Genomic DNA, 13,703 nt, shown 5'->3' with positions numbered 1-13,703 from the left:
GGACCCTCGCCGGCTAGGGTCGGCTCCGTGCGCATCGTGGTGCTGGGCGGTCTTGGTGCCTGGCCTTCCGCCTGCCAGGGGTGTGCTGGCTTCGTGGTCGAGCACCAGGGCTTTCGGCTGCTGATCGATCCTGGCTACGCGACCCTGCAACCGCTGCTGACCCGGCTGAACGCCTCGGCGGTCGACGCGGTCTACGTCAGCCACGGCCATCCCGACCACTGCGCCGACCTGCAGCCATTGCTGCGGGCAAGGGTGTTGCCAGACCGGTCCGCCCCGGCCCTGCCGGTGTACGCGCCCACCGGCAGCCTCGAGCCGCTGCTCGCGATCGACGAGTCAGGGCTCATCGACACGGCGTACCGACTGCACGAGTTCACCCCCGGCGACGGCTTCGACGTCGGTCCGTTCACCGTGCGGACCTGGTCGCTACCGCACTGGGTGCCTAACGCGGGGGGCCGCTTCTCCGCTGGCGGGACGGTGCTGGCCTACACCGGGGACACCGGGCCGAGCCCGATGTTGGTCGAGTTGGCCCGCGACGCCGACCTGCTGATCGCCGAGGCGACGTACGTCGACGAGATCCCGGACCGGCATGTCGGATTCCTGTCGAGCGCCGCCGAGGTGGGTCGCTACGCCAGTGCGGCACGGACCAGAGAGGTCCTGCTGACGCACCTGTGGCCGGGGACGGACCCCGACGCGGCGGTCGCGGCGGCGCGGCGGGCGTACCGCGGTCCGGTCAGCGTGGCTCGACCGGGCCTGGTGGTCGACCTGCCCGCTTGACGTGAGGGCTCGTTGTGGGGCGGCGGCGGGGGACACCCGTCGGGTACGACGGAGCAGGCCGTACGTGAGAGAGAGGTGGGTGCCCCGCGCCGCCGCGGTGCCGGGCGGTCCGAGCGCCCGGAGGTGGACCCGTCGCGAACGGGCCTGGTCACGAGGTCAAGGATGCGCCAGGGCCGGCCGGGCGGCAACGCAATTAGCCGTGACGGCGGTGAGATTCCCACCGACTGCGTATTGACCGCCTTGATCGCCGGGACGACACTTTGCCCACTCGCACGCGGAACCACCTCAGGGAGGTGTGCAGTGGCAACGACCCCCGTGCCAACCGCCGAGCAACCAATGGACGACGACGCCCGACGGCTCGCCGAACTCGGCTACAAGCAGGAGCTGCGCCGCAAGTGGAGTGGCTTCTCCAACTTCGCCATCTCGTTCTCGATCATCTCGATCCTGGCCGGCTGTTTCACCACCTTCGGCCAGGCATGGAACAACGGCGGGCCGGTCGCCATCTCCTGGGGCTGGCCGCTGATCTCGCTCTTCATTCTGATCATCGGCTTCTGCATGGCCGAGCTGGTGTCGGCGTACCCGACCGCCGGTGGGATCTACTGGTGGGCGGCGACCATGGGCCGCCCGGTGCACGGCTGGTTCACCGGCTGGTTGAACCTGATCGGCCTGGTCGCGGTCACCGCCTCGGTCGACTACGGCTGCGCGACCTTCCTCAACCTCACCCTGTCGGCGCTCTTCGACGGCTGGGCCGGCACGCTGCGGCAGGCGTTCATCCTCTTCGTGATCATCCTGGCGCTGCACGGTCTGATCAACATCTTCGGGCACCGGATCATCGACGTCCTGCAGAACGTCTCGGTCTGGTGGCACGTGGCCGGCGCGGCCGTCGTGGTGGCCATCCTGGTCTTCGTCCCGGACAACCACCAGAGCTTCCAGTTCGTGTTCACCGAGCGGTTCAACAACTCCGGCTTCGGTGACGGGGACAGTGGCGGGCTGATCTTCTGGTTCTACGTGTTGCCGCTGGGCTTCCTGCTCACCCAGTACACGATCACCGGCTTCGACGCCTGCGCGCACGTGTCCGAGGAGACCCGGGGCGCCTCGCAGGCCGCCGCCCGCGGGCTCTGGCAGTCGATCTTCTACTCGGCGATCGGCGGCTGGATCCTGCTGCTGGCGTTCCTCTTCGCGGCCACCGACGTGGACGCGATCAACGCTCAACAGGGCTTCTCCGGCGCGATCTTCGAGTCCGCGCTGACCCCGGTCTTTTTCAAGATCGTCATCATCATCTCCACCATTGGGCAGTTCTTCTGCGGGATGAGCTGCGTGACCTCGATGAGCCGGATGGCGTATGCGTTCAGCCGCGACCGGGCGGTGCCCGGCTGGCGACTCTGGTCCAAGGTGGACCGCAACGGCACCCCGGCCAACGCGATCATCGGCGCCACCCTGGCCGGCCTGGTCCTCACCCTGCCGGCGCTCTACGAAAGCTCCGCCGGCATCCCGATCGCCTTCTTCGCGGTCGTCTCCGTCGCGGTGCTCGGGCTCTACCTGTCCTTCCTCATCCCGATCGCGCTGCGGCTGCGGATGGGCGACCGGTTCATCCCAGGGCCGTGGACGCTCGGGCGGAAGTACAAGCTGTTCGGTTGGATCGCGGTGATCGAGATCGCGGTCATCGCGGTCTACTTCGTGCTGCCGATCGTGCCCACCGGGGTGCCCGGCAATGACGGGTTCACCTGGTCGGCCGTGAACTACGCCCCGCTGGCCGTGGGCGGGGTGCTGCTGGTGGTCGCCGTCTGGTGGTACGCCTCAGCGAGGAAGTGGTTCACCGGCCCCGTGCGTACCGTCGAGGACCCGGCACGGGCGCCCGACCCGGCACCGGTCGACGGGCCCGGCTGACCCGGACGTCCCGGTCCGCCGCACAGGCGGACCGGGACGCGGTCGTGGCCTCAGCCTGCCGCCGGTGCGCAGGCGATCCACCCGAGCCATCCCGTTTGCCGGGGTGGCCGCAGCGGGCATTGACGATGATCCGCTCGACCGGTAGACCTTGGTGATGGAGGCCCGCGAATGAGGAAAGCGCCGCTCACGCTGGAACAACTGCGGGTCGCCGTCGCCGAGGGTGAGATCGACACGGTCGTGCTGGCCCTGGTCGACATGCAGGGCCGGTTGCAGGGCAAACGGTTCCACGCTCCGTACTTCCTCGACCAGGTGGTGGCCAACGGCAGCGAGGGCTGCAACTACCTGCTCGCCGTGGATGTCGACATGAACACCGTCGACGGGTACGCGATGTCGAGCTGGGAGCGGGGCTACGGCGACTTCGCGATGGTTCCGGACTTCGGCACGCTGCGCCGGACGCCCTGGCAGCCCGGCTCCGCGCTGCTGTTGGCCGACCTGGCCTGGCTGGACGGCTCCGGTGACGTGATCGCCTCGCCCCGGCAGATCCTGCGCCGGCAGCTGGACCGGCTGGCCGAGCACGGGCTGACCGCGTACGCCGGCACCGAGCTGGAGTTCGTGCTGTTCCGTGACTCGTACGAGGACGCCTGGCGCCGCGGCTACCGCGACCTCACCCCGGCCAACCAGTACAACGTGGACTACTCGCTGCTCGGCACCGCCCGGGTCGAGCCGCTGCTGCGTCGGATCCGCACCGAGATGGCCGGCGCCGGGCTGACCCCGGAAAGCGCCAAGGGTGAGTGCAACCTCGGCCAGCACGAGATCGCGTTCCGGTACGACGAGGCGGTGGCCTGCGCCGACCACCACGTGATCTACAAGAACGGAGCCAAGGAGATCGCCGCCCAGGAGGGCATGGCGATCACCTTCATGGCCAAGCCGAATGCGCGGGAGGGCAACTCCTGCCACATCCACTTCTCCCTGCGGGACGCCGCCGGGGCTTCGGCGATGCTCGGTGACGGGCCGGCGCACCTGTCGGAGACCGGGCAGCGGGTGCTCGCCGGGCTGCTGGCCACCATGCGGGAGTTCAGCCTGCTCTTCGCCCCGAACATCAACTCCTACAAGCGCTACCAGCCGGGGTCGTTCGCCCCGACCGCGCTGCGCTGGGGAGTGGACAACCGCACCTGCGCGCTGCGGGTGGTCGGCCACGGGCAGGGCATGCGGGTCGAGAACCGAGTGCCCGGCGCCGACGTCAACCCGTACCTGGCGATCGCCGGGCTGATCGCCGGCGCGCTGCACGGCATCGACGGGGAGCTGGAGCTGGGCCGGGAGTGCACCGGCAACGCGTACGACGATCCGGAGGCCGAGCGGGTGCCAGGCACCCTGCGTGACGCCCTGGCCCTCTGGGAGTCCTCCACCGTGGCCGCCGACGCCTTCGGTGCCGAGGTCGTCGCCCACTACGCCAACCAGGCCCGGGTGGAGATCGCCGCCTTCGACGCCGCCGTCACCGACTGGGAGTTGACCCGTGGCTTCGAACGCCTCTGACGAGTCCCGCCGCGTCGATCATGGACTAGTGGTGGGCGGAATGCTATGTCTCGCGGCTTGTGTGCGGCACCACAACTCCATGATCGACGGGTGTGTGGGGGTGGGGGCGTGACCACGGTGGTGGATCCGGCTACTGGGGAGGGGTTTCGGGACGTGCCCGCGGCCTCGGTGGCAGAGGTTGACGCGGCGATCTCGCGGGCCGCGATCGCGTTCGAGGCGTGGCGGGCGGTGGCGCCGGGAGACCGGGCACGGCTGCTGCGGCGGTTCGCCGCCGTGGTCGACGCGCACCTCGACGAGCTGGCCGCGCTGGAGGTCCGCAACTCCGGGCACACCATCGGCAACGCCCGGTGGGAGGCCGGCAACGTCCGGGACGTGCTGGACTACTACGCCGGAGCGCCGGAGCGGCTGACCGGGCGGCAGATCCCGGTGCCCGGCGGGCTGGACGTCACCTTCCACGAGCCGCTCGGCGTGGTCGGGGTGATCGTGCCGTGGAACTTCCCGATGCCGATCGCCGCCTGGGGGTTCGTTCCGGCCCTCGCGGCCGGCAACACCGTGGTGCTCAAGCCCGCCGAGCTGACCCCGCTCACCGCGCTGCGCCTGGCCGAGCTGGCCCGCGAGGCCGGCCTGCCCGACGACGTGTTCATCGTCGTCCCGGGCGAGGGCGCGGTGGTGGGGGAACGGTTCGTCAGCCACCCGGCGGTCCGCAAGATCTGCTTCACCGGGTCGACCGAGGTGGGCACCCGGATCATGGCCGGCTGCGCCGGCCAGGTGAAGCGGCTCACCCTGGAGCTGGGCGGCAAGAGCGCGAACATCGTGTTCGCCGACGCCGACCTGGAACGCGCCGCCGCGACCGCGCCCGGCGCGGTCTTCGACAACGCCGGCCAGGACTGCTGCGCCCGGTCCCGGATCCTGGTCCAGCGCCCGGTGTACGACCGTTTCCTGGCACTGCTCGAACCGGCCGTGCGGGCGGTGCGGGTGGAACACCCGGCCCAGGACACCGCCGAGATGGGCCCAATGATCTCCGCCGGCCAGCGGGACCGGGTCGCCGGCTACCTGGCTGGGGCGCGGGTCGCGTTCACCGGCTCCTGCCCCGACGGCCCCGGCTTCTGGCACGCCCCGACCGTGCTGCTGGCCGACTCGGCAGCCGACCGGCACTGGCGGGAGGAGATCTTCGGCCCGGTGGTCTCGGTGCTTCCGTTCGACGACGAGGCCGACGCGATCCGGCTCGCCAACGACACCGAGTACGGCCTCTCCGGCTCGATCTGGACCCGGGACGTGGGTCGCGCGCTCCGGATGGCCCGCGCCGTCGACTCGGGCAACCTCAGCGTCAACTCGCACTCCTCAGTGCGCTACTGGACCCCGTTCGGTGGGATGAAGCGCTCCGGGCTGGGCCGGGAGCTCGGTCCGGACGCGCTGCACGCCTTCACCGACGTCAAGAACGTGTTCATTGCGACAGAGGAGTGACGCCTGTGCAGGGTCGGTTGCAGGACCGGGTGGCCGTGGTCACCGGAGCGGGCAGCGGGATCGGGTTGGCCACCGTCCGGCGGTTCGCCGCCGAGGGTGCCCGGGTGGTCTGCGTGGACATCGACGTGGCGGCCGGCGAGCGGGCAGCCGAGGAGTGCGGCGGCGAGTTCGTGGCCACCGACGTCGCCGACGAGTCGGCGGTGCGTGACCTGTTCGACGGGGTGGCCGACCGGCACGGGCGGGTCGACATCGCGTTCAACAACGCCGGCATCTCGCCACCGGACGACGACTCCATTCTGGACACCGGCCTGGATGCCTGGGAGCGGGTGCTGCGGGTCAACACCACGAGCGTCTACCTCTGCTGCAAGTACGCGATCCCGCACATGCGCCGCCAGGGCAAGGGCTCGATCATCAACACCGCGTCGTTCGTGGCGCTGATGGGCGCGGCGACGTCCCAGATCGCGTACACGGCGAGCAAGGGCGGGGTGCTGGCGATGACCCGGGAGTTGGGCGTGCAGTTCGCCCGCGAGGGCATTCGGGTCAACGCGCTCTGCCCCGGCCCGGTGGCCACCCCGCTGTTGCTGGAACTCTTCGCCGCCGACCCGGAGCGGGCCGCCCGCCGGCTGGTGCACGTGCCGATGGGCCGGTTCGGGCAACCCGAGGAGATCGCCGCCGCGGTGGCGTTCCTGGCCAGCGACGACGCCTCCTTCATGACCGCCGCGCAGTTCGTGGTGGACGGCGGCATCACCGGCGCGTACGTCACACCGCTATGACGCGGCGGCCACTGATCGGGATCAGTGCGTACGTCGAGCCCGCTGACTGGGCGACCTGGCGCGGCGTGCCAGCCGTGCTGGTCCCGGAGGCGTACGTGCGGGCGGTGCGCGCCGCCGGCGGGCGGGCGGTGGTGTTGCCGCCGGACGACGAGGACGGCGACGTGCTGGCGGTCCTCGACGGGCTGCTGCTGGCCGGCGGCGCCGACGTCGGCCCGGGGCGGTACGGCCAACCGCCCGACCCGCGCACCGAGGACCGGCCGGACCGGGACACCGGCGAGCTGACCCTGCTGGCCGCCGCGCTCGCCGCCGACCTGCCGGTGCTGGGTGTCTGCCGGGGGATGCAACTGCTCGCCGTCGCCTACGGCGGCACCCTGCACCAGCACCTGCCGGACGTGGTCGGTCACGAGGAACACCGTCCGGCGCCCGGCGTCTACGGTGCCCATCCGGTGCGGTTCGCGCCGGGCAGCCTGGCCGCGACGGTGCTGGCCGGGGTGGGCCGGGTCAACTCGTACCACCACCAGGCGGTTGCCGACCCGGGGCGGCTCGCCGTCACCGGCTGGGCGGCGGACGGGGTGATCGAGGCGGTCGAGGATCCGGGCCGGCCGTTCGTGCTGGGCGTGCAGTGGCATCCGGAGAACGAGCCGGATCCGCGGCCGATCACCGCGCTGGTCCGGGCCGCCCGCCAGCGACCGCCCGGCCCGCTGGTCGCCGCCCGCGACGGTGGCGTGGATCTCACGAGGCCGCCAACGCCGTGACGCGCGTTCCACCTGCGGGTGTGACGTACGTCGCCCCCGACGGGAGCGGCGGCCGGTGGGAGGATCAGCGCATGGGCAAGGTGTATCCGGCGATCGACGGTCGGCTGCGCGACTTCATCGCAGCCCAGCCGGTCTTCTTCGTGGCCACCGCGCCATCCGGCGCGGAGGGGCACGTCAACGTCTCGCCGAAGGGCATGCGGGGCACGTTCGTGATTCTCGGTCCGCACCGGGTGGCCTACCTGGATTACCACGGCAGCGGCGCGGAGACGATCGCCCACCTGCGGGACAACGGCCGGATCACGCTGATGTTCTGCGCCTTCGACGGGCCGCCGAAGATCCTCCGGCTGCACGGCCGGGGCAGCACCGTCGCGGTCACCGAGGCCGCCTTCGCCGACCGGCTCGCCGAGTTTCCCGAGCCGCCGGACGTGCACGCCGTACGGGCCGTGATCACCGTCGAGGTGGACCGGGTCAGCGACTCGTGTGGCTATGCCGTGCCACTGATGGACTACCGCGCGGAACGCGATCTGTTGCTCAGCTCACACTCCCGCCGCACCGCCGACGACCTGGTGGTCTACCGGGCCACCAAGAACGCGGCGAGTATCGACGGGCTGCCGGTCTTCTGAGCCGCCGGGCGCGCTTCGGCACGGCCGACGCCGACGCCGCACCCGCCGCCACTGTCCGGTCACTGACAGCGGCGTAGGCAATCAGCGTCCAACAGGCGCGATGCGTTACGTTCCTCGTCCGCCGGGGTACAAGTCGGAACACGGCTGGCGAAGATCATCGGCTGGGGGGCAGCCGGAGCGGGAGGCTTTATGAGCTCGGCCCAGGGGGGCGCGGACGCGGGGCAGTCCCTCGCGGCCGCCAGCGACGTGTCCCCACTGCTGACGGCCGCCTTCGCGGCCGGCGGTGAGCTGGGCGAGCGACTGGGGAACCTCGACTGGTCCACCGCTCCGCTCGGCCCGCCGGGTCGCTGGCCGACGGCGCTCTCCAGCGCGGTCGGCATGATGCTCGCCTCCAGCGCGCAGATCGTGATGTTCTGGGGCGACGACCAGCTCGCCTTCTACAACGACGCCTACCGGCCGACCATCGGCAGCAAGCACCCGGACGTGCTCGGTCAACCGGCCCGGCAGCACTGGGCGGAGACCTGGGCGGTGCTCGGCCCGCTGCTGGACGAGGTTCAGCGCACCGGACAGTCGTACCGGGGCGCGGACCACCCTTTCCTGCTGGACCGGCACGGCTTTGTCGAGCAGACCTACTTCGACGTCTCGTACGACCCGATCCGGGGCGCGGACGGTTCGGTCCACGGCGTCTACTGCATCGTCAACGAGACCACCGGGCGGGTGCTCGGTGAGCGCCGGCTGCGGGCACTCGCCGAGCTGGGCGCCGAGTTGGCCGACGTGGTCAGCGCCGCCGAACTCGGCCGGACCGCCGCCGAGGTGCTCGGTCGGCACCGGGCGGACGTGCCGTTCGCGCTGGTCTACCTGGGCGACGAGGCCGGCCGGTTCACCCTGGCCGGCTCCGAGGGCACCGGCCAGGCCGCTGTCGACATCGCGCCCGAGGTGCTCGCCCGGGTGGCCGCCGCCGGCGCACCCGTCACGGTCGAGGTGGCCAGTCTGCTCGACCCGCCGCCGGCCGACGCAGCCGACCACGCCCTCGTGCTGCCCATCACGGCGACCAACGAAACCGTCGGCGCGCTGGTCGTCGGCATGGCCGGCCTGCTGGCGCTCAATGACGAGTACCGCGACTTCCTCGACCTGGTCGCCGCCCAGATCTCCCGCGCGGTGGGCAAACAGCGGGCATACGAGCAGGAGCGGGCACGCGCCGCGGAGCTGGCCGCGCTGGACCAGGCGAAGACCAACTTCTTCGCCAACGTCAGCCACGAGTTCCGCACCCCGTTGACCCTGGTGCTCGGCCCGATGGAGGACATGCTGGCCGACCCGGCACTGCCCGCCGCCTACACCGACCGGCTCACCATGATGCACCGCAACGCGCTGCGCCTGCTCAAGCTGGTCAACACCGTGCTGGACTTCTCCCGGCTGGAGTCCGGCCGGCTGGCCGCCCACTACCAGCCCACCGACCTGGCCGGCTACACCGCACGGCTCGCCAGCACCTTCCGCTCGGCCACCGACCGGGCCGGGTTGCGACTGGTGGTGGACTGCCCACCCCTGCCGGCGCCGGTCTTCGTCGACCGGGACATGTGGGAAAAGGTCGTCCTCAACCTCGTGTCGAACGCGGTCAAGTTCACCTTCGACGGCGAGATCCGGGTCCGGGTCAGTGCCTCTGGCGGCGCCGCCCGGTTGGAGGTGATCGATACCGGCGTGGGGATCGTGCCGGCCGAGCTGCCGCACGTCTTCGAGCGGTTCCACCGGGTGTCCGGGGTGCGCGCCCGCACCCACGAGGGCACCGGGATCGGCCTGGCGCTGGTCCGGGAGCTGGTCGAGATGCACGGCGGCGAGGTGGGGGTCACCAGCCGGATCGACGAGGGGAGCAGCTTCGCGGTGACCGTCCCGTTCGGATCCACGCACCTGCCCGCCGACCGGGTGGCGCCGTTTGGCCCTCAGCCGTCGGGCGAGCCGGAACAGGCCCGGCTCTACGTCGCGGAGACCGCGCTGTGGACCGGCGCCGAGCCGCCGCCGGAGTTGGGCAGCCGGCCGGCGGCGGTCACCCCGGCCGGCCGGATCCTGGTCGTCGACGACAACCCGGACCTGCGCGAGCACGTCACCCGGCTGCTGTCCCCGACCTGGGAGGTGGTCACGGCCAGCGACGGTCTGGCGGCCCTGCCGCTGGCCCGCGAGGGCGGGTTCGATCTGGTGCTCACCGACGTGATGATGCCCCGGCTGGACGGGTTCGGGCTGGTCGGCGCGCTGCGCGCGGACCCGCGTACCCGACACGTGCCGATCGTGCTGCTCTCCGCTCGGGCCGGCTCCGCAGAGGCGGTCGCCGGCCTCTCCGTCGGCGCCGACGACTACCTGACCAAGCCGTTCTCCGGGCAGGAGCTGGTGGCGCGGGTCCGGGCCAACGTCGAGCTGGGCCAACTGCGGGGGCAGATCATCCGCCGGCTGCGGGCGCTGGCCGACGCGGCGGTGGCGGTGAACACCGCCCGATCGACCGCCGACGTCCTCCAGGTCGCCGCCCGGCACGCGCTCAGCCTCGCCGAAGCCGCCAAGGTGGTGGTCACCGCGACCGGGGCCCGATCCGAGGCGGACGCCGGCGGCGCCACCGCCGCGGACCCGTCCTTCGTGGCCGAGCTGACCGGCACCACCGGTGAGCGGCTCGGCGAGTTGCGGGTCTGGCGGTCGGCCGGCGACGACGCGCAGGCCGACGAGGCCGCACTGACCCAGCTCGCCCGCCTGGTCGGGGTACGCCTGGAGAACGCCCAGCTCTACGAGGCCGAACACCGCATCGCCACCACGTTGCAGCACAGCCTGCTGCCCCGGTCGCTGCCTCAGTTGCCGGGTGCGGTGGTGGCCAGCCGCTATTTGCCGGGCAGCGCCGACGTCGAGGTCGGCGGCGACTGGTACGACGTGATCGCGCTGGAGGGTGACGAGCTGGCGCTGGTCATCGGCGACGTGGTCGGCAAGGGCGTCCAGGCCGCCGCGGCGATGGGGCAGCTCCGCAACGCGCTGCGCGCGTACCTGCTGGAGGGCTTCGACCCGGGTGAGTCGCTGACCCGGCTCAACCGGCTGGTCGGGTCCACCGAACGCCGCGCCTTCGCCACTGTGGTCTGTCTGCTGTTCAACCCGCGTACCGGGAGGTTGCGGTACGCCAGCGCAGGTCACCCGTCCCCACTGCTGATCAGGGGAGGTGACGTGGCATTCCTGCACGACCGGGCGCTCGGCCCACCGGTCGGCGCCATCCCCGACGCGACGTACCACTCGGTCGAGGGGGAGCTGCCTCCCGGCCGCCGGCTGCTGCTCTACACCGACGGGCTGATCGAGGATCGGCAGCTCGGCATCGACGCCGCGCTGGCCCAGCTGTGTACCGACGCGGCCACCCCCGGTGAGCACGTGACGGACCTGATCGAAGCGGTGATCGAGCGGGTCGCCGGTCAACCGCGCCGCGACGACGTGGCCGTGCTCGCCCTGGAGGCGGCCGAGCTGAACCGCTTCGCGTTGCGGCTGCCCGCGGACCCGACCCGGCTGAGCGTGCTGCGCAAGCGCCTGGAGGACTTCCTGGTCGCGCACGGGGTCGGCGAGACGGACCTGTTCGACGTGACCGTGGCGGTCTCCGAGGCCGCCGCGAACGCCATCGAGCACCCGGTCCACCCCGCCGAGCCGGTGATCAGCGTTGAGGTGGCCATCGAGAACCGGACAGTGACCGTCACGGTGCGCGACAGCGGCCGGTGGCGGGAGTCGGCCGGTTCCGGGTTCCGGGGGCGCGGGCTGACCCTGATCAAGGCGCTGGGTGAGCTGACGGTGCGGCGTACCGACGAGGGCACCGAGGTGACGCTGCGCCGGCAGCTGCAGGACTGACCTCGCGCCCGACGGTGGCGGGCGCAGCGCGTGCGCCCGACAGACCAGCCGGGTCGCGGATGGCTCAGGCCGGGCTCAGCCAGCTCTGCTCGCCCAGGCCGGAGATGTCCAGCACGCGGCGGACCTGCCGGGACGGCAGCACGGTGAGCGTGCCGGGAAACTGCTGGGCGAGCCGGACCAGCGCGTGGATGGCGGCCGAGTCGAAGAAGGTGACCGCGGTCAGGTCGAGGGTGATCCGTTCGGCGGGCTCGCGCAGGGCCGTCTGGAGCATGGTGTCGGCGGTAGCCATGTCGACCTCACCGGCCACCACCACGTGGAGGTGATCGCCGTCAATCTCCGCGCTGGCAGAGAAGACGGGTGGTGCTCCTCCTTGATCCACGCAGACACCATGGCACAGCCGACCTGGCAGGGCAACAACCGGTCCGGAGCGGCCGTGGCGCGGGTCACCAGCCGGGCCGGCGATAGGCTTGAGGCATGACCGTCCGTCCGCCGCTGACCCCAGGCACGCTCTCCCCGATGCGACCGGTGCCGGCCCACATTCCCCGCCCGGAGTACGTGGGCAAGAAGCGTCCCCAGGAGTGGCGCGGCTCGCACGTGCAGACGCCGGAGACCATCGAGAAGATGCGGATCGCCAGCCGGCTGGCCGCCCAGGCGACCCAGCTCGCCGGCGAGCACTCCAAGCCCGGCGTGACCACCGACGAGATCGACCGGGTGGTCCACGAATTCCTCTGCGATCACGGCGCGTACCCGTCGACGCTGGGCTACAAGGGCTTCCCCAAGTCCTGCTGCACCAGCCTCAACGAGGTCATCTGCCACGGCATCCCGGACACCACCGTGCTGCAGGACGGCGACATCATCAACGTCGACGTGACCGCGTACATCGACGGGGTGCACGGCGACACCGACGCCACCTTCTGTGTCGGCGAGGTCAGCGAGGAGGCCCGGCTGCTGGTCGAGCGGACCCACGAGGCGATGATGCGGGGCATCCGCGCGGTCGCCCCGGGCCGCCAGATCAACGTCGTGGGCCGGGTCATCGAGTCGTACGCCAAGCGGTTCGGCTACGGCGTCGTCCGCGACTTCACCGGCCACGGCATCGGAGAGACCTTCCACAGCGGGCTGTACGTGCCGCACTACGACAGCCCGCGTCCCACGGACCTGATGGAGCCCGGGATGACCTTCACCATCGAGCCGATGATCACGCTCGGCACCTACCAGTACGACATGTGGGACGACGGGTGGACCGTGGTCACCAAGGACCGGAAGTGGACCGCCCAGTTCGAACACACCATCGTGGTGACCGACGACGGTCACGAGATTCTCACCCTGCCGTGACCGACACCCCTGCGGCGCTGCGCGAGGCGCACCACGCGGACGTCTCCGGCGGCTGGCTGCGCCCGGCCGTCTTCGGCGCGATGGACGGGCTGGTCACCAACATCGCCCTGATCGCCGGCGTTGGCGGCGGCGGGGTCTCGCCGCGCAGCATCGTGCTGACCGGCACCGCCGGTCTGGTGGCCGGCGCGATCTCGATGGGGCTCGGCGAGTACACCAGCGTGCGCTCGGCCAACGAGCAGGTCGCCGCCGAGGTGGCCAAGGAACGGCGCGAGTTGGAGCGGCATCCCGAAGCCGAGGCCCGCGAACTGGCCGACGCGTGGGTGGCGCGCGGCCTGCCCCGCGACCTCGCAACCCAGGTCGCGGAAGCCGTACGGCGCGATCCGGAGGAGGCGCTGCGGGTGCACGTCCGCGAGGAGTTGGGCGTCGACCCCGACGACCAGCCGAGCCCGTGGACGGCGGCGATCTCCTCGTTCCTGTTCTTCTCGGTGGGGGCGCTGATCCCGCTGCTCACGTACCTGCTCGGCGCCACCGAGCTCTGGCTGGCGCTCGCCGTCGGCGGGCTCGGGCTGTTCGCCGCCGGGGCGGCGGTGGCCCGGTTCACCAACCGGCCCTGGTGGACCAGCGGGTTGCGCCAGCTACTGATGGGTGCCGCGGCGGCCGCCGCCACCTACCTGATCGGCGCTCTGATCGGCGTACAGGGCGCGCTGTGACGC

Annotated in this window: 11 protein-coding genes; 10 read left to right on the top strand and 1 reads right to left on the bottom strand. The window is 71.7% G+C overall.

What is annotated here, in order from left to right; translation table 11 throughout:
• Positions 1-27: 27 nt before the first annotated feature.
• From ACFY29_RS23865 to ACFY29_RS23830, 8 genes are all read left to right on the top strand, one after another.
• A complete protein-coding gene (locus ACFY29_RS23865; RefSeq protein WP_386989706.1) occupies positions 28-774 on the top strand; it encodes an MBL fold metallo-hydrolase in 747 nt (248 codons plus the stop codon).
• Positions 775-1,074: 300 nt separating this feature from the next.
• Entirely contained in the window at positions 1,075-2,661 is a 1,587-nt protein-coding gene (locus tag ACFY29_RS23860; protein ID WP_386989703.1) for an amino acid permease, read from the top strand.
• A gap of 168 nt (positions 2,662-2,829) precedes the next feature.
• Positions 2,830-4,194, top strand: a complete 1,365-nt coding sequence (locus ACFY29_RS23855) for a glutamine synthetase family protein (protein ID WP_386989700.1) — start codon at positions 2,830-2,832, stop codon at positions 4,192-4,194.
• 108 nt (positions 4,195-4,302) lie between these two features.
• Complete coding sequence (locus ACFY29_RS23850; protein WP_386989697.1) at positions 4,303-5,658, top strand: aldehyde dehydrogenase family protein; 1,356 nt, start codon at positions 4,303-4,305, stop codon at positions 5,656-5,658.
• Positions 5,659-5,663: 5 nt separating this feature from the next.
• Positions 5,664-6,431, top strand: coding sequence for a 3-oxoacyl-ACP reductase (locus ACFY29_RS23845; RefSeq protein WP_328424619.1), 768 nt, complete (start codon positions 5,664-5,666; stop codon positions 6,429-6,431).
• The gene (locus ACFY29_RS23840) at positions 6,428-7,186 is read left to right on the top strand and encodes a gamma-glutamyl-gamma-aminobutyrate hydrolase family protein (protein ID WP_386989694.1); all 759 of its coding nucleotides are present in this window, start codon (positions 6,428-6,430) and stop codon (positions 7,184-7,186) included. Before ACFY29_RS23845 ends, ACFY29_RS23840 begins: the two co-directional genes overlap by 4 nt.
• A gap of 71 nt (positions 7,187-7,257) precedes the next feature.
• Complete coding sequence (locus ACFY29_RS23835; protein ID WP_328424623.1) at positions 7,258-7,809, top strand: pyridoxamine 5'-phosphate oxidase family protein; 552 nt, start codon at positions 7,258-7,260, stop codon at positions 7,807-7,809.
• A 189-nt stretch (positions 7,810-7,998) separates the two neighbouring features.
• Positions 7,999-11,658 (top strand): SpoIIE family protein phosphatase, encoded by a 3,660-nt coding sequence (locus ACFY29_RS23830; protein WP_386989691.1) that lies wholly within the window; start codon positions 7,999-8,001, stop codon positions 11,656-11,658.
• Between the two features lie 64 nt (positions 11,659-11,722).
• On the opposite strand, the gene ACFY29_RS23825 is transcribed toward ACFY29_RS23830, so the two are convergent.
• The gene (locus tag ACFY29_RS23825) at positions 11,723-12,037 is read right to left on the bottom strand and encodes an STAS domain-containing protein (protein ID WP_355611010.1); all 315 of its coding nucleotides are present in this window, start codon (positions 12,035-12,037) and stop codon (positions 11,723-11,725) included.
• A 95-nt stretch (positions 12,038-12,132) separates the two neighbouring features.
• On the opposite strand from ACFY29_RS23825, the gene map reads away from it, so the two are divergent.
• Positions 12,133-12,990, top strand: a complete 858-nt coding sequence (gene map, locus ACFY29_RS23820) for a type I methionyl aminopeptidase (RefSeq protein WP_328424629.1) — start codon at positions 12,133-12,135, stop codon at positions 12,988-12,990.
• Complete coding sequence (locus tag ACFY29_RS23815; RefSeq protein ID WP_386989687.1) at positions 12,987-13,700, top strand: VIT1/CCC1 transporter family protein; 714 nt, start codon at positions 12,987-12,989, stop codon at positions 13,698-13,700. Before map ends, ACFY29_RS23815 begins: the two co-directional genes overlap by 4 nt.
• Positions 13,701-13,703 lie beyond the last annotated feature (3 nt).

The organism is Micromonospora sp. NPDC000668 (assembly GCF_042897975.1).
GTDB lineage: Bacteria > Actinomycetota > Actinomycetes > Mycobacteriales > Micromonosporaceae > Micromonospora.
This window is presented reverse-complemented; position numbering and strand designations above follow the sequence as displayed.